The 16,625-nt window shown below is 72.0% G+C and carries 12 protein-coding genes; 3 read left to right on the top strand and 9 right to left on the bottom strand.

Annotated elements, in window-relative coordinates; all coding sequences use genetic code 11:
- Window position 1 precedes the first annotated feature (1 nt).
- Together AB0K15_RS08180 and folE are read right to left on the bottom strand one after the other, a co-directional pair.
- The gene (locus AB0K15_RS08180; RefSeq protein WP_364047058.1) at window positions 2-1,222 is read right to left on the bottom strand and encodes an FAD-dependent oxidoreductase; all 1,221 of its coding nucleotides are present in this window, start codon (window positions 1,220-1,222) and stop codon (window positions 2-4) included.
- Window positions 1,223-1,236: 14 nt separating this feature from the next.
- Complete coding sequence (gene folE / locus AB0K15_RS08175; protein ID WP_364047055.1) at window positions 1,237-1,836, bottom strand: GTP cyclohydrolase I FolE; 600 nt, start codon at window positions 1,834-1,836, stop codon at window positions 1,237-1,239.
- 199 nt (window positions 1,837-2,035) lie between these two features.
- Here folE and AB0K15_RS08170 point away from each other — a divergent pair, with 199 nt between their 5' ends.
- Complete coding sequence (locus AB0K15_RS08170; protein WP_364047959.1) at window positions 2,036-2,680, top strand: transcriptional regulator; 645 nt, start codon at window positions 2,036-2,038, stop codon at window positions 2,678-2,680.
- On the opposite strand, the gene AB0K15_RS08165 is transcribed toward AB0K15_RS08170, so the two are convergent.
- From AB0K15_RS08165 to AB0K15_RS08155, 3 genes are all read right to left on the bottom strand, one after another.
- Window positions 2,665-3,831, bottom strand: coding sequence for an SWIM zinc finger family protein (locus tag AB0K15_RS08165; protein ID WP_364047052.1), 1,167 nt, complete (start codon window positions 3,829-3,831; stop codon window positions 2,665-2,667). The genes AB0K15_RS08170 and AB0K15_RS08165 overlap by 16 nt on opposite strands.
- A gap of 11 nt (window positions 3,832-3,842) precedes the next feature.
- Window positions 3,843-6,593, bottom strand: a complete 2,751-nt coding sequence (locus tag AB0K15_RS08160) for a DEAD/DEAH box helicase (RefSeq protein WP_364047957.1) — start codon at window positions 6,591-6,593, stop codon at window positions 3,843-3,845.
- 239 nt (window positions 6,594-6,832) lie between these two features.
- Entirely contained in the window at window positions 6,833-8,935 is a 2,103-nt protein-coding gene (locus AB0K15_RS08155) for an acyl-CoA dehydrogenase family protein (protein ID WP_364047049.1), read from the bottom strand.
- A gap of 145 nt (window positions 8,936-9,080) precedes the next feature.
- On the opposite strand from AB0K15_RS08155, the gene kstR reads away from it, so the two are divergent.
- On the top strand, window positions 9,081-9,710 hold the full coding sequence (kstR, locus tag AB0K15_RS08150) for a cholesterol catabolism transcriptional regulator KstR (RefSeq protein WP_364047046.1): 630 nt from the start codon (window positions 9,081-9,083) through the stop codon (window positions 9,708-9,710).
- A 28-nt stretch (window positions 9,711-9,738) separates the two neighbouring features.
- Here kstR and AB0K15_RS08145 read toward each other — a convergent pair whose 3' ends face one another.
- The 3 genes from AB0K15_RS08145 to AB0K15_RS08135 are packed head-to-tail and all read right to left on the bottom strand — an operon-like array spanning window position 9,739 to window position 12,424.
- Window positions 9,739-10,728, bottom strand: coding sequence for a TIGR03557 family F420-dependent LLM class oxidoreductase (locus AB0K15_RS08145; RefSeq protein ID WP_364047043.1), 990 nt, complete (start codon window positions 10,726-10,728; stop codon window positions 9,739-9,741).
- Between the two features lie 15 nt (window positions 10,729-10,743).
- A complete protein-coding gene (locus tag AB0K15_RS08140; RefSeq protein ID WP_364047040.1) occupies window positions 10,744-11,574 on the bottom strand; it encodes an LLM class F420-dependent oxidoreductase in 831 nt (276 codons plus the stop codon).
- Window positions 11,575-11,593: 19 nt separating this feature from the next.
- Window positions 11,594-12,424, bottom strand: a complete 831-nt coding sequence (locus tag AB0K15_RS08135) for an LLM class F420-dependent oxidoreductase (protein WP_364047037.1) — start codon at window positions 12,422-12,424, stop codon at window positions 11,594-11,596.
- 120 nt (window positions 12,425-12,544) lie between these two features.
- Here AB0K15_RS08135 and AB0K15_RS08130 point away from each other — a divergent pair, with 120 nt between their 5' ends.
- A complete protein-coding gene (locus AB0K15_RS08130; RefSeq protein WP_364047034.1) occupies window positions 12,545-13,261 on the top strand; it encodes a class I SAM-dependent methyltransferase in 717 nt (238 codons plus the stop codon).
- Between the two features lie 88 nt (window positions 13,262-13,349).
- Here the strand turns inward: AB0K15_RS08130 and icmF are convergent, their stop codons facing one another.
- A complete protein-coding gene (gene icmF / locus AB0K15_RS08125; RefSeq protein WP_364047031.1) occupies window positions 13,350-16,586 on the bottom strand; it encodes a fused isobutyryl-CoA mutase/GTPase IcmF in 3,237 nt (1,078 codons plus the stop codon).
- Window positions 16,587-16,625 lie beyond the last annotated feature (39 nt).

The raw sequence follows: 16,625 nt of genomic DNA, 5'->3' as shown, positions 1-16,625 counted from the left end.
GTCAGGGTTCGAGCGGCGCGTCCGGGTCCGCGAGCCGGTCGGCGTCGATCGGGCCTTCGGCGCGGATGAGGGCCTTGAGCTGGTCGCCGACGTCCCAGACGTTGACGTTCATGCCCGCGAGCACATGGCCGTCGCGGAGCCAGAAGGCGATGAACTCGCGTGCCTCGACGTCGCCGCGGAAGACGACGCGGTCGTAGGCGCCCGGTTCGACGTGGCCGTGGTACTCCATGCCCAGGTCGTACTGGTCGGTATAGAAGTACGGGAGCTCGTCGTAGGTGGCGTCCTGGCCGGCCATCGCGGCGGCGGCGGCGGCGGGCTGGTTGAGGGCGTTGGCCCAGTGCTCCACGCGCACGTGCTTGCCGAACAGCGGGTGCAGCGCGGAGGCGACGTCGCCGGCGGCGAAGACGTCCGGGTCGGAGGTGCGCAGGGACGAGTCGACCACCACGCCGTTGTCCACGGCCAGGCCCGCGGCCTGCGCGAGCTCGACGTTGGGCGCGGCGCCGACCGCGACCAGCACGGCGTCGGCGGCGACCTCGGTGCCGTCGTCGAGACGCACGCCCGTCGCCTTGCCCCCGTCGGTGGTGATGGCCTCGACGTGCACGCCGAGGCGCAGGTCGACGCCGCGGGTGCGGTGCAGGTCGGCGAAGACCGTGGCGACCTCGCGGCCCAGCACGGCCAGCAGCGGCAGCTCCGCGACCTCCAGCACGGTCACCTCGGCCCCGGCCTCGCGCGCGGCGGCCGCGACCTCCAGGCCGATCCAGCCCGCGCCGATCACGGCCAGGCGGGTGCCGGCGGTCAGCGTCTCCTTGAGCTTCGCGGAGTCGGCGAGGCGGCGCAGGTAGTGCACGCCCTCGGCGTCGGAGCCGGGGATCGGCAGGTGCCGCGGGCTCGAACCGGTGGCCAGCAGGAGCTTGTCGTAGGCCACGGTCTCGCCGCCCTCGAGGCGGACCACGTGGTTGTCCCGGTCGATGGCCGTGGCCGTGGCGCCCAGGCGCAGGTCCACGTCGTGCTCGGCGTACCAGCCCGCCTCGTGCACGAACACGCTTTCGCGCTCGGCCTTGCCCGCGAGGAAGTCCTTGGACAGCGGCGGGCGCTCGTAGGGCCGGTCGGGTTCGTCGCCGATGAGCGTCACCCGTCCGGCGAATCCCTGGGTCCGCAGTGCCTCAGCGGCCTTGGCGCCGCCCAGGCCCGCGCCGACGATGACAAAACCCTGCTCTGGCAAAGGAAACAACTCCTTTATGCGTTGACGCCCGTGAGTGCGAAGAACTCCTGGCGGGAGCGGGCATCCTCCCGCAGCGTGCCCAGCAGTGTCGAGGTGACGGTGCTGGAGCCGGTGGCCTGCACGCCGCGCAGCGTCATGCAGGTGTGCTCGGCCTCGATGACCACGCCGACTCCCTTCGGGCTCAGCTGCTCGCTCAGCCAGCCCGCGACCTGCTTCGTGAGCCGCTCCTGCACCTGCGGCCGGCACGCGAAGTGCTCGACCACGCGCGCGAGCTTCGACAGGCCGAGGATGCGGTCGCCCGGCAGGTAGCCGACGTGCGCGACGCCCGTGAACGGCAGCAGGTGGTGCTCGCACACCGACCGTACGGGGATGTCGCGGGCCAGCACCAGCTCGTCGTAACCCTCGTCGTTGGGAAACGTGGTCAGGTCGAACGAGCGTGGTGTGAACAGCTCCGCGTACGCGCGCGCCATGCGCTCGGGCGTGCCCTGCAGGCTTTCGGTCTCCAGGCTGACGCCGAGCGCCCGCAGGAAGTCGCCTGCGGCGCGCGCGGCGGCGGCGAGGTCGATGCCGGGGTCGGGTTCGTGGACGACGTGCAGTGCGGAGCCGGAGCGCATGGAGACCCCTCGGGGTTCGGCGGGTTTTCGTCCATGAATATTGGTCTTATTGTCAGTCTCGGTCAAGGTGACCAGTTCAACAGGGTGATCTGAGACTTGCGGACACGTTCATGGGCGTTATCGTGGACCCGTGACGACTGAGCCCGCCGCTGCCGCGATCAAGGCCGTGGCCGCGCTGGAGGAGGACCTGCGCCGCGGGATGTACACGTTCATCCGCGGCTCGGTGCGGCCCGTCACGCGCGACGAGGCCGCCGCGTCGGTCGGGATCTCGCGCAAGCTCGCCGCGTTCCACCTCGACAAGCTCGTGGACGCCGGCCTGCTGCGCTCGCGCTACGAGGCCGTCGGCGGCATCCGCAAGGTCGGCCGCACCCCGAAGGTGTACGAACCCGCCGACACCGACTTCGCCGTCACCATCCCGCCGCGCCGCCACGGTGTGCTCGCCGACATCCTCCTCGACGCCGTCGTCGCCGAAGGCGAGGGCGAAACCGCCCGCGGTGCCGCGCTGCGTGTGGCGGGTGCGCGCGGCGAGGAGCTGGGCGCCACCGAACGCGCCGCCCTGCGCCCCGGCCGCCTCGGCGCCGAACGCGGCTTGACGCTCACCGAGACCGTCCTCGCCCGGCAGGGGTTCGAGCCGCGCCGCGAAACGCCGACCTGCGTGCGGCTGCGCAACTGCCCGTTCCACCCGCTGGCGGGCAAGGCGCCGGACCTGGTGTGCGGGATCAACCAGGCGTTCCTGGGCGGCATCGTGGCGGGGCTTCAGGTGCCCGGCGTCGAGGCGGTGCTGATCGATCCGGCGCCCGGCGGGTGCTGCGTGGAGCTGCGGGCGGATCAGCCCGGCGGGTAGGCGACGTCGAGGGCGCTCGTGGCCGGTGGGCCGTCGAGCTGCCAAGCCGAACCGGTACGGAGGAAGCGGTACCAGCGGTGGTCGCGGCCGTAGCGGAGCTGCAGCGGGCCTTGGGTCACGCGGTTGCGCCAGACCGTGATGGCCTCGGAGAGGCCCGAGTCCGAGAGGCAGGCGCGGGCGTCCGCGAGCGGGCCCGGGCCCGGTGACCACGTTTCGCGCAGGGCGGCCAAGCCGCCACGGCCGGCTTCGCGCCAGCTGTGGGCCCAGGTGGTGAGCTCGGGCAGCGCGACACCGGCAGCCAGGGCCAGGGCGGGGAGCTCGGCGTCGGCCCGGGCGGCGGCGCGGCGGGCCAGGTCCTCCTCGAACGTCAGCTCGGCCGCCGTGGCGCCCGACACGAGCAGGTCGCGCGCGAGGGAAGCGGCGTCGGCGGCGAGGGTGCCGAGGGCGGCCGCCGTCCAGCCCGTGCTCGGTGGCGGGTCGAGGTCGAGGACGGCGGGTGACCCGGCGACGTCGGGCACGGGCGGCAACCGGGGTACGGCGGTGACGCGGCGGGCGTACGCGCGCTTCGGGGTGAGGCCGGGGTCGCGGACCTTCTTGCGTTGCGGGCGGTCAGGGGCGCGCAGTGTGCGCAGCCGGGCGAGGACTTCGTCGCGCGGGCGGCCGCGGAGCTTGAAGAGCACGAACGGGTCGGTGTCGACCTCGTCGGCCACGACGTAGTACACGGCGGCGACGTGTTTGCACGGGTTCGCCGAGTCCGGGCACGAGCAGCGCGGTCGCAGGTCGCCCGGGCCGGGCAGCAGATCGGCGCCCGCCTCGCGGGCCTGGGCGGCCAGCTCTTCGGGCAGCTCGCCGTCGAGCAGCGCGGCGGTGTGGCCGAGGCGGCGGCCGACGACGTCGAGCAGCGTGTGCCACTGCTCGGGCGAGAACTCCTTCATCCGGATCGTCACGTGGTACGGCTCGGGCCGGCTCCCGCGCACGCGCGCGGTGACCTCACCGGCACCGACATGCAGCTCGCTCACGGTGTCCTTGCGCGCGTAGGTGCGCCCGCGCGGCAGGCGGTTCGGGTCGACACTCGCGCGCTGCTCCAGCGCCTCCACCCAGGCTCGGCCCCACCAGGTGTTGCCGAACGTCCTGCGCCGGGTCCCGGGCATCGTGCGGGGCATCACCCACCGCCGAGCCGCACGAGGTCGGCGAGCTGGTCGTCGGACAGCTCGGTGATCCAGTCCTCCCCCGCGCCGACGACGGCCTCGGCCAGCCCGCGCTTCGCCTCGAGCACCGTGGCGATGCGCTCCTCCAGCGTGCCCTCGGCGATCAGCCGGTGGACCTGCACCGGCCGGTCCTGCCCGATCCGGTACGCGCGGTCGGTCGCCTGGTCCTCCACGGCCGGGTTCCACCAACGGTCGTAGTGGATCACGTGCGTCGCGCGCGTGAGGTTGAGCCCGACGCCGCCCGCCTTGAGCGACAACAGGAACACCGGCACCTCGCCGGACTGGAACGACGCCACCAGCTCGTCGCGCCGCTTCGGCCCGACCTCGCCCGACAGCAGCGCGACGGGCAGCCCACGGTCGGCGAGGCGGCGTTCGAGCAGGCGGCACAGCTGCACGTACTGGCTGAACACGAGCACGCTGTCACCCTCGTCGAGGATCACGTCGAGCAGCTCCTCGAACGCGGCGAGCTTGCCGGAGCGTCCGGTGAGGACTCCGCCGCTCTCCTTGAGGAACTGCGCGGGGTGGTTGCAGATCTGCTTGAGCTCGGTGAGCAGCTTGAGCACCTGCCCACGCCGCTGAACGCCCTGCGACTCCCGGATCTCGGCCAGGTTCTCCCGCACGACGGCCTCGTACAACGTGGTCTGCTCCGCCGTGAGCGGCACGAACCGGTCGGTCTCGGTCTTGCGCGGCAGCTCCGGCGCGATGTCCGGGTCGGTCTTCTTGCGCCGCAGCAGAAAGGGCCGCACGGTCGTGGCCAGCCGCTCCGTGGCGGTCTGGTCCCGGTCGCGTTCGATGGGCCGCGCGACGGTGCGGCGGAAGCGGTCGAGCGGGCCGAGCAGACCCGGTGTCGTCCAGTCCATCAAGGACCACAGCTCGGTGAGCCGGTTCTCCACGGGCGTGCCGGTGAGCGCCACGCGCGCCGCGGCCGGGACCTTCCGCAGCTCTTTCGCCGTGGCGGACAACGGGTTCTTCACGTGCTGGGCCTCGTCGGCGGCGACAAGACCCCAGTCCACTTCGGACAGTGTCGCGCGGTCGCGGCGGACCACGCCGTAGGTGGCGAGGACGACCTCGTCGGGCAGCAAGTCGTCGAGGTGGCGGCCGCCGCCGTGGAAGCGGCGCACGCGCACGTCCGGCGCGAACCTGGCGAACTCGCGTTCCCAGTTGCCGAGCAGCGACGTCGGGCAGACGACCAGCGTGGGCCCGGCTTTCAGGGCGCGGCGGTGCAGGTGCAGGGCGATGAGCTGGATGGTCTTGCCCAGGCCCATGTCGTCGGCGAGGCACGCGCCGAGGCCGAGGCCCGTCATCGTGGCGAGCCAGCCGACGCCCGCGAGCTGGTACGGGCGCAGCGTCGCCGCGAGTCCGTCCGGCGGGCCGACCGGCTCGGGGTCGCGCTCCTTGAGCCGTTCGACGAGGCCGGCGAGCGCGGGCTGCGCGGCGAACTCGACCGTTTCGCCGTCGAGTTCGAGCTCGCCCGTGAGCGCCGCGGCGAGTGCTTCGGCGCCGGTGAGCTTGCGGTTGCGCTTGGCGCGCATGCGGGCGAGCAGGCGCGGGTCGAGCTTCACCCACTGGCCGCGCAGGCGGACGAGCGGCCGCTTGGCCTCGGCGAGCGTGGCGACCTCCTCGTCGGTCAGCTCGGCGCCGCCGAGGGACAGGCGCCAGCGGAACTCCAGCAGGCCGGTCAGCGGGAACGCGGGACCGCCCTCGCCGGCCGGCGCCTGCGTCGCGCTCGCCTTCGCACGGACTTCGCCGGCGAAGAGGTCCTTGGGCCACAACACTTCGATGCCGGCGCCGCCGAGGTCGCGGCCGCCGGCGCCGAGCAGGTCGACGACGTCGTCGTCGGACAGCGCGAGCTCCGTCGGCGCGGCTTCGGCGAGCACGCGTCCCAGCGGCGGCCACGCTCGCGCGCCGCGGCGCAGGCCGAGCAGCAGCTGGGTTTCCACCTGGTCGCCGAGGCGGTGCAGCACGGCGTCGGGCGCGTCCCAGAGCGTCGCGGCTTCGACGACCAGGCTCGGCTCGAGCGCCGACCGCACGGCCAGCACACCCGCGAACTGCTCGTCTTCGCGTGCTTCGACCCGAAGGATCAGCTGCGCGCCGTGGGGCCCGCGGGCGTCCAGCTCGGTGAGCCACGCCGCCCCGTCGGGCCCGATCAGCGTCGGCTCGGCCGCCGCGAACGCCGGCCCGCCGGCCCCGACGGACGCGGCCGGGCTGCGCACGAGCACGTCGGCCGCCGCGTCCCACAACGCCCGGACCAGCGACTCCGGCGAATGCAGCCGGATCCGCTTCACCCCGGACAACGGCAACGCGTGTGCCTCGGGCGGCAACGCCGACGCGAGCCCTCGCACCAGCTCCTCGTCCGCGGCGTCGAGCGGCCCCACCCGCCACGACCCCACCCCGCCCGCCGTGAGCGCCGGCCGCAACCGGCCGCGCGCCACGAGGTTCACCCCGGCGTTCACCACCGCCGACCACGCGGCGATCGCCGGGCTCACGTCGTCGGGCACCACCAGCAGCGGCGGGATCGCACGCGCGAGCGGGACCAGCCTCGCGTCCACCTTGGTGCGCGCGAACTTCTTGTCGTTGGGCAGCACGAGCTCGATCGCGGTGTCCCCCGCGACCTCGTCGCCCCACAACGCCAGCACACCCTCCCGCGGCGGGTCCGAGGGAAGGTAGGTGGCCTGGGTCAGTGCACCGAACTCCACGCCCAGCACCGTAGGGCAGAGGTACGACAAACGGCGCGGCGCGGCAGGTCCGGCAGCCGGCCGGGCCGCGCGCACCTCACCGGCCGGGTGAATCCCGCGCCGCGCGACGGGACTCCTCGCGACGTTGCACGTCCAGCGGGCCACCCACCCTCGACCACGACATCGGCAGGGCCCTCCGGTGTGCCCGGCAACCCGTTCGGCCTCGGCGAACCACGCACCACAGCCCGCAACCCGAGCCGGCAATCGGCTCAGCGCGGCAGGCCCAGCACGCGCTCGGCCACCGCGGACAGCAGCACCTGCGTGGTGCCGCCGGCGATGGAGAGGCAGCGGCTGAGGAGGAACTCGTGGGACGGCGCGGTGTCGGGAAGCAGATCGGGGGCGAGGTCCAGGGCGAACTCCGCGACGGACTGGCGGTGGCGGACGCCCAGGAGCTTGGCGACGGAGGACTCGGCGCCGGGGCCCTGGCCGTCGAGGCGACGGAGGGTGGCACGCAGGTCCAGCACCGAGCAGGCGCTGCCGGAGCCGATCAGGGCGCCGAGGCGGTCGCGGGTGGACTCGCCGAGCTCAGGGCCCACGCCGCCCGGGTCGCCGTGCTCCCCCCGGCCGAACCGGCCGACCAGGCCGGCCACCAGAGCCTCGACGCCCTCCCCCGCCGCCGAGCCCTTGCCCAGCGCCACGCGTTCGCCGGCCAGCGTGGTGCGGGCCAGGCGCCAGCCGTCGCCCGGGGCGGCGACGACGTCGGCGTCCGGGACGAAGACGTCGTCGAGGAAGACCTCGTTGAAGACGCTCGCGCCGGTGATCTCGCGCAGCGGACGCGTGGTGATGCCGGGCGAGCGCATGTCGACGAGGAAGTACGTGATGCCCTTGTGCTTGGGCACCTCGGGGTCGGTGCGGGCCAGGCAGATCGCCCAGTCGGCCTCGCGCGCGAGCGAGGTCCACACCTTCTGCCCGCTGAGGCTCCAGCCGCCGTCGACGCGGCGGGCGGCGGTGCGCAGCGACGCCAGGTCGGAGCCCGCGCCGGGTTCGCTGAACAGCTGGCACCACGTCAGCTCCCCGCGCAGCGTGGGGCCGGTGAACCGCGCGCGCTGCTCGGCGGTGCCGTGTTCGAGGATCGTCGGGACGGCCCACGCGCCGATCACCAGGTCCGGCCGGCGCACGCCCGCCTTCGCCAGCGCCGCGTCGATGCGCAGCTGCTCGGCGGGGCCGGCGCCCCGGCCGTGCGGCGCAGGCCAGTGCGGCGCCAGCAGTCCCGCGTCGGCCAGCGCGACACGACGGCGGTCTTCCGGCAACGCGGCGATCTCCCCCACGAGCCGCGTGAGTTCCGGTGAGCCGGCGACCTCGACATCCAGCGTCCGCCGCTCCCCCGTCAGCGCGAGGGCGGCCGCGCGCCGGCGCCACCGCGCCGAACCGCCGAGCCAGTGCCGCAAGGCCAGAGCGCGGCGCAGGTACAGGTGTGCCGGGTGTTCCCAGGTGAAGCCGATGCCACCCAGCACCTGGATGCAGTCCTTGGCGTTGTCCACGGCCGCGTCGAGCGCCACGGCCGCCGCGCTCGACACCGCAACCGCGTGCTGCGAACCGAAAGCCGCCGTCGCCGCGTCCCACGCCAGTGCCTCCGCCGCCTCGGTGCGGCACAGCATCTCGGCGCACAGGTGCTTCACCGCCTGGAACGCGCCGATCACCTGCCCGAACTGCTCGCGCACCCGCGCGTACCCGACCGCCGTCGTCAGGCACCACCGCGCGACCCCCGCCGCCTCCGCCACGGCCAAGGTCGCCGCGAAGTCCCCCGCGTCCGGCAGCTCCAGCACGTCCGCGACGGGCACCCGGTCGAAGTGCACCCGCGCGAGTGGACGCGAGAAGTCGAAGGGCGCCAACGGTTCCACGCGCACCCCCGCGGCACCCGGCGGCAGCAGCACGTGCCCGCTCGGCACCGGCACCAGCAGCCACGCGCCCGCGTCCGCCCCGGGCACCGCCCTCGAAGAACCGTGCAGAAACCCGTCGGCACCCGGCGCTTCGAGCAGCACGGCCACCCGCGCGCCGCCGTCCGCGATCGCCTCCACCACGCCCCCGCCGCCGAGCAGCAACCCGGCCAGCGCCGTGCTCAGCACCGGCCCCGGGACCAGCTCCGAAGCCGCCGCGGCCAGCCCCGCCGCGAGATCCGCGACAGTGCCTCCGGCGCCGCCCACCGACGGTGGCAACGCGACCCCGGCCAGCCCCAGATCGGCGAACCGCGCGGGCACCGGGGCGCCGGCTCCTTCGGCCGCGAGCACGGCCGCAACCGGATCGTGGGCCCGGGCCCAGTCGTGGATCGCGGCGGCCAGCGCCGCCTGTTCGCCGGTGAGCGCGACCGCCATCGGGGCCTCCTCGCGGTACGGGACTACTCGCGAGTGTAGAACGTGTTACAGTTTTTCGGCCAGCGGGTCGGTAGTTGAACGTTTCGCCAGGGAAGGTACGCTGAACGCAGAACTGAAACGGGTTCCGCAAGACAGGAGAAGGCCGATGCCGGGCAAGGCGAAGGCTCCGGCGGCGAAGGCGCGCACCGGACTGGGCACGATCGGCGACGAGCTCGGCTCCGCGGCGCAGCGCGACCGCCGCCGCCGCATCATCGACGCCACGCTCGCGCTGGCCTCCAAGGGCGGCTACGACGCCGTGCAGATGCGAGCCGTCGCCGAGAAGGCCGACGTCGCACTGGGCACGCTCTACCGCTACTTCCCGTCGAAGATCCACCTGCTCGTGTCCGGCCTCGCGCGGCAGTTCGAGCGGGCGCAGGAGAAGCTGGAACGCGCCGCGATCCCGGGTGAGACCCCCGCGGAGCGGCTGATGTTCGTGCTGGGCCGCAACACGCGGCTCATGCAACGCGACCCGCACCTGACCGAGGCGATGGTGCGCGCGTTCATGTTCGCCGACACGTCCGCCGCAGCCGAGGTCGAGCTCGTCGGCCGGCTCATGGAGGACATGTTCGCTCAGGCCATGGGCATCGCGGAGCCCACGGAGTCCGATCGCGACATCTTCCACGTCGTCGCCGACGTGTGGATGGCCAACCTCGTGGCGTGGGTGACGCGCCGGGCGTCGGCCGCCGACGTCGCCCACCGCCTCGAGCTGTCGGTCCACCTGCTGCTGGACAAGTAGGGCCCGCCGGCCGCGGGCCCTACCCGGCTCAGGCAGTCAGCTTCGGCAGGACTTCCTTGCCGAACACGTCGAGGAACTGGTCCTGGTTGCGCCCGACGTTGTGGATGTAGATGCGGTTGAACCCGGCGTCCACGTACTTCTGCAGGGCCGCCCGGTGCACGTCCGGGTCCGAGGACACGACCATGCGGCCCTCGAAGTCCTCGCGGCGCACGAGCTTGGCCATCTGCGCGAAGTCGAACGGCGAGCGCACGTCGGCCTTCGGGAACTTCATGCCACCGTTGGGCCACTGGTCCATCGCGTTGGCCCACGCGGTCTCGTCGTCCTCGGCCCACGACAGGTGCACCTGCAGCAGCTTGGGCATCTCGTCCGGGTTCTTCCCGGCCTTCTTCGCGCCGGCGTTGAAGTTGTCCAGAATGCCGGCCAGCTTCTCGATCGACGCGCCCGGCGTGATCAGCCCGTCGGCCAGCTCGCCGGTCTTGCGCGAGGTGTACGGCCCGGCGGAGGCGATGTAGACCGGCGGCGGCGTGTCGGGCAGCGTCCACAGACGGGTGGTGTGCAGCTTGAAGAACTCGCCGTTGTGCTTGACGTCCTTGCCCGTGAACAGCTTCCGGATCACCTCCAGCGCCTCGAACATCCGCCGCACGCGCTCCGGCGCCTCGGGCCAGTAGCCGCCGATGATGTGCTCGTTGAGCGCCTCACCCGACCCGATCCCCAGCCAGGTGCGGCCCGGATAGGTCGCCTCCAGCGTCGCCGCCGCCTGCGCCACCATCGCCGGGTGCAACCGGAACGACGGGCACGTCACCCCGGGACCCAGGTCACCCGTGGTGTTCTCGGCCAGCGACGCCAGCACGCTCCACACGAACGAGGCCTCACCCTGCTGCGGCACCCACGGCTGGAAGTGGTCCGCCGCCATCTGCCCCGAGAAGCCCCGCTCCTCGGCCGCCTTCGCCAACCGAATCGACTCCCGCGGCGAGAACTGCTCCAACGCAGCCGCAAGGCCGATCTGCACGTCACTCACGCGTCTTCCGCTCCTTCACCGATACTTCCCGACGACCTCGACGAGGGCGTCGAGCCTCTCCAGGGTCTCCGCTTCGGGCCGCGTGCCGAGCAGGAGCGTGATGCGCTCCACCCCGGCCTCGACGTAAGCCTCCAGCAGAGCTTCGTTCTTGCTGCCCACCGCGAACACCGACACCGGCGTACCGGGGGCGAACTCGTCGCGCAGGGCCATGAGTTTCCCGACCCGCTCGGGCACGACCACGGAGTTCGGCATCCACACGCCGCCGTGCCGGGCCGCCCGTCGCGCCGCGTGCCGGCTGTTGCCGCCCACGTAGATCGGCGGGTGTGGCTTGCGCGCCGGCTTCGGGTACGCCACAGCGCGGTCGAACCGCGTGAACTCGCCGTGGAAGGTCGCTTCCTCGGCCGTCCACAGCTGCTTCATCGCGTCCAGCCGCTCGTCGAGCAGCCGGCCCCGCGTGTCCGGATCGGTGCCGTGGTCGCGCATCTCCTCGAGGTTCCAGCCCGCGCCCACACCGAACACCACGCGCCCGCCCGACAGGTGGTCGAGCGAGGCGACCTCCTTGGCCGTCTGGATCGGGTCGCGCTGCGCCAGCAGGGCGACGCCGGTGCCCAGCAGCAGCGTCGAGGTCACCGAAGCGGCCGCCGTGAGCGCCACGAACGGGTCGTACATCCGGTAGTACATCCGCGGGAGCTCCCCGCCCGCCGGGTACGGCGACTGCCGGTCGGCGGGGATGTGCGAGTGCTCCCCGACGAACAGCGAGTCGAACCCGCGTTCCTCGACGCCGCGCGCGAGCGCGTCGGGCCGGATGCCCTCGTCCGTGACGAAGCTGAAGATCCCGAACTTCACCCGATCACCGAGGCCCGGTTCACCGGTGGTCCGCCGCGAGCCGCGCGAGGTCGTCGAGGGCGGCGAGCGTCTCGGCCTCGGGCAGGGTCGGGAGCATGAACGTGTAGCGCTCCACGCCGGCCTCGGCGAAGCGCTTCACCGCGTCGGCGTCGGGTCCGCCGCCGAAAACGGTGAACGGCACGTCGGTGCGGCCCTGCTCGGCGAGCCATTCGCGCACGCGCTTGATCTCGTCGGACGGCGTCTGCTGGCGCGGCAGCCAGGCGTCGCCGTGGCGGGCCAGGCGGCGCAGCGCGGCCGGGCTCTCGCCGCCGACGTAGATCGGCGGGTGCGGCGTCTGCACGGGCTTGGGCCACGCGAAGATCGGGTCGAAGTTCACGTGCTTGCCGTGGTACTCCGCCTGCTCCTGGGTCCAGATGGCCTTGAGCGCCTCGATCTGCTCGTCGATCAGCGCGCCACGAGTGGTCGGGTCCGTGCCGTGGTTGGCCATCTCCTCGCGGTTCCAGCCCACCCCGACGCCGAACGCCACCCGGCCGCGCGACACCAGGTCGAGTGACGCGACCTCCTTGGCCGTGTGGATCACGTCGCGCTGGATCAGCAGCGCGATGCCCGTGCCCAGCACGAGGTTCGACGTGTTCACCGCCGCCGCGGTCAGCGCGACGAACGGGTCCAGCGTGCGCTTGTACTTCTCGGGCAGGTCACCACCACCGGGGTAAGGACTCTCCCGGCTCACGGGGATGTGCGAGTGCTCGGCGAGGAAGAGCGAGTCGAAACCCCGCTCCTCCAGCGCCTCACCCAGCACGTCGGGGCGGATGCCTTCGTCGGTCACGAACGTGGAGATGCCGAAGTCCATGCCTCGTTCTACCCGATGCGGGGGCGGCCTATTCCCGCGCGGTCGCCTCGAGTTGACAGCCGGCCACGGACCGTCGCAGCATGGAGGAGAACTCATCAGCCGTTGAATAAGGGGGTAAGCATGACCGAACCGGACGTGAACGTCGCAGACGTGGATTTCGAACAGGTGTACCGCGGCGCCACCCCGCTGGGCCCGAGGATCCCGTGGGACATCGGCTCGCCGCAGCCTGCCGTCGTGGCGCTAGCCGACGCCGGCGAGTTCACCGGCGAGGTGCTCGACATCGGCTGCGGGCTCGGCGACAACGCCGTGTTCCTCGCCTCGCGCGGGATCCACGTCACCGGGCTGGACGGCGCGCCGACGGCGCTCGAAAAGGCCCGGGAACGCGCTGCCGTGGGCGGCGTCGAGGTCACGTTCGCCGTTGCCGATGCGACGACGCTGGAAGGCTGGGAAGGCCGCTTCGACGTGGTCCTCGACAGCGCGCTCTATCACTGCCTTCCCGAACCGCAGCGGCACGAGTACCTCGCCGCGCTGACCCGGGCGACCCGGCCGGGAGCCCGCCTGCACCTGCTCTGCTTCTCCGAGGAAGTCCCGGAGGCGTTCCCCGGGCCGTTCCGGATCAGCGAAGCCAACCTGCGTGCGACCGTCGGCAAGGACTGGACGATCGACCGCATCGAACCCGCGCGCTACACCACGTCCTTCACTCGCGGTGAACTGGTCGCGACTGTCCGGAAGTTCACAGGTGACAACCCCGGCGCCGCCGACCTCGAGCGCCTGGACGCCGACGCCGACGGCCACGTCCTGACTCCGTCCTGGCACCTGGTCGCGCACCGACCCTGAACACCGCGGGCCTGAGCACCGAGCAAAGCCGGGTCCGCGCGCAGGTCCGGCGGCTGGCCGCCGAACGCGCGGGACCCGGCCCTTTCACTCAGACGTTGCGCCGGTACTGACCGCCGACCTCGAAGAACGCCTCGGTGATCTGCCCGAGCGAGCAGACCCGCGCGGCATCCATCAGCACCCCGAACAGGTTGCCGCCGCGGGTCGCCGCCTCACGCAGTGCCTTCAGCGCCTGCTGCGCGTCTTCGGCGTGGCGGTGCTGGAAGTCGGCGAGCCGGTCGAGCTGGGACTTCTTCTCGTCCTCCGTGGCGCGGGCCAGCTCGACCTCGACGTCTTCCTCGCCCGCGTGCGGGTTGCGGAAGGTGTTGACGCCGATGATCGGCAGCGAGCCGTCGTGCTTCTTGCGCTCGTAGAGGATCGACTCGTCCTGGATCTTGCCGCGCTGGTAGCCGGTCTCCATCGCGCCGAGCACGCCGCCGCGCTCGGAGATCCGGTCGAACTCGACCAGCACGGCTTCCTCGACCAGGTCGGTCAGCTCGTCGATGATGAACGAGCCCTGCAGCGGGTTCTCGTTCTTCGACAGGCCCCACTCCTTGTTGATGATCATCTGGATCGCCATCGCGCGGCGCACCGACGACTCCGACGGCGTGGTGATGGCCTCGTCGAACGCGTTGGTGTGCAAGGAGTTCGCGTTGTCGTAGAGCGCGCACAGCGCCTGCAGTGTGGTGCGGATGTCGTTGAAGCTCATCTCCTGCGCGTGCAGCGAGCGGCCCGAGGTCTGCACGTGGTACTTGAGCTTCTGCGAACGCTCGTTGGCGCCGTAGCGCTCGCGCATCGCCACGGCCCAGATCCGCCGGGCCACGCGGCCGAGCACCGAGTACTCCGCGTCCATCCCGTTGGAGAAGAAGAACGACAGGTTGGGCGCGAAGTCGTTGATGTCCATGCCGCGCGCGAGGTAGGACTCGACGTAGGTGAACCCGTTGGACAGCGTGAACGCCAGCTGCGAGATGGGGTTCGCGCCGGCTTCGGCGATGTGGTAGCCGGATATCGAGACCGAGTAGAAGTTGCGCACCGCGTGCTGGATGAACCACTCCTGGATGTCGGCCATCATGCGCAGGCTGAACTCCGTGGAGAAGATGCAGGTGTTCTGCCCCTGGTCCTCCTTGAGGATGTCGGCCTGCACGGTGCCGCGCACGTTCTTCAGCGCCCACGCACGCAGCTCGGCGGCCTCCTCCGCCGACGGCTCGCGGCCGTGCTCGGCGCGGAACGCGTCGAGCTTCTGGTCGATCGCGGTGTTGAGGAAGAACGCGAGGATCGTCGGCGCCGGGCCGTTGATCGTCATCGACACCGACGTGTTCGGCGCCGTGAGGTCGAAGCCGTCGTAGAGCACCTTCATGTCCTCGATCGTCGCGATCGAGACGCCCGAGGTGCCGACCTTGCCGTAGATGTCCGGGCGGGTGTCGGGGTCGTGGCCGTAGAGGGTCACGGAGTCGAAGGCCGTGGACAGGCGCTTGGCCTCGGAGTCGGCCGAGAGCAGCTTGAACCGGCGGTTGGTGCGGAAGGCGTCGCCCTCGCCGGCGAACATGCGCGCCGGGTCCTCGCCGTCGCGCTTGAACGGGAACACGCCAGCCGTGTACGGGAAATACCCGGGCAGGTGTTCGCGACGCAGGAACGAGAGCAGCTCACCGGATTCGGTGTAGCGCGGCAGGGCGACGCGCGGAATCCGGTTGCCCGACAACGTCTCGCGCCACAGCTGCGTGCGCAGCTCCTTGTCACGGACCTTCACCACGAGCTCGTCCTCGCGGTACTCCTCCGCCAGCGCGTGGAACCGCTCCAGCAGCTGGGTGGTCTCGCCGTCCACATCGGACTCGGCGGCGGCGAGCAGCCCGTCGAGCGCATCCGTGGAGGCGTCCACTTCGGACAAAGCGGCCTTCGCGGCGGCCAGGTGCTCGCGCTTGCGCACGGCGGCGACCTGCTTCTCGGTCTGCTCGTGGTAGCCGCGCACGGTCTCGGAGATCTCCGAGAGGTAGCGCGCCCGGTTGCCCGGGATGACCGTGCTCGCGTCGGTGGACACCTTGCCCTCGACGGCGGGCAGCACGCCGGCCGACACCGACAGCCCGCGCTCGGCGAGCTGGTCGCGCAAATTCTGGTACAGCGCGGTCACGCCGTCGTCGTTGAACTTCGCGGCGCTCGTGCCGAACACCGGCATGTCCTCGGGAGCCTTGTCGAAGGCCTCGCGGTTGCGCACCAGCTGGCGCGCGACGTCGCGACGGGCGTCCTCGGCGCCGCGCCGCTCGAACTTGTTGATGGCCACCACGTCGGCGAAGTCGAGCATGTCGATCTTCTCCAGCTGCGACGCGGCGCCGAACTCCGGCGTCATCACGTACAGCGACTCGTCGACGTAATCGACGATGCCCGCGTCGCCCTGGCCGATGCCCGGCGTCTCCACGATCACGAGGTCGTAGCCCGCGGCCTTGCACGCGAGGATCGACTCGCGCAGCCCGGCGGGAATCTCGCCGCTGGTCGTGCGGGTCGCGATGGAGCGGAAGTACACCGGTGAGCCGTCGAGGCAGTTCATGCGGATGCGGTCGCCGAGCAGCGCCCCGCCGCCCTTGCGCCGCGACGGGTCCACGGCGAGCACCGCGATCCGCAGCTTGTCCTCCTGGTCGAGGCGGAAGCGGCGGATGAGCTCATCGGTCAGCGACGACTTGCCGGAACCGCCGGTGCCGGTGATGCCGAGCACGGGTACGTGGCGCTTCTCGGCGGCCTCGGTGATGGTGGCGAGCCAGCCTTCGGGCAGTTTTTCACGCTGGAGCTGGGTGATCACCCGCGCGAGCGCCGGCACGTCGCCGGGGAGCAGCTTGTCGACGGACACCGGCGTCTGGGTCGAGAGGTCCACGTCGCAGGCCTTGATCATCGAGTTGATCATGCCCGGCAGGCCCATCTCGTAGCCGTCCTCGGGCGAGAAGATCCGCGCCACGCCGCGCGAGTGCAGCAGGTCGATCTCCTCGCGGACGATCACGCCGCCCCCGCCACCGAACACCTTGATGTGCCCCGCGCCGCGTTCGCGCAGCAGCTCCACCAGGTAGGAGAAGTACTCGACGTGGCCGCCCTGGTAGGCGGAGATGGCGATGCCCTGCACGTCTTCGGTGATGGCCGCGGTGGCCACCTCGTCGACCGAGCGGTTGTGCCCGAGGTGCACGACCTCGGCACCCTGCGACTGCAGGATCCGCCGCATGATGTTGATCGAGGCGTCGTGGCCGTCGAACAGGCTCGACGCGGTGACGAACCGGACCGGGTTCTCGGGGCGGTAGAGGTCGCTGCTCATCCTCCCAAAATACTTGGACTTCCTACTATTGGAAACCCG

Source organism: Amycolatopsis sp. NPDC049253 (genome assembly GCF_040678995.1).
Classification (GTDB): Bacteria; Actinomycetota; Actinomycetes; order Mycobacteriales; family Pseudonocardiaceae; genus Amycolatopsis.
The sequence above is the reverse complement of the archived record's forward strand: the minus strand, read 5'-3'. Positions and strand labels throughout refer to the sequence as shown.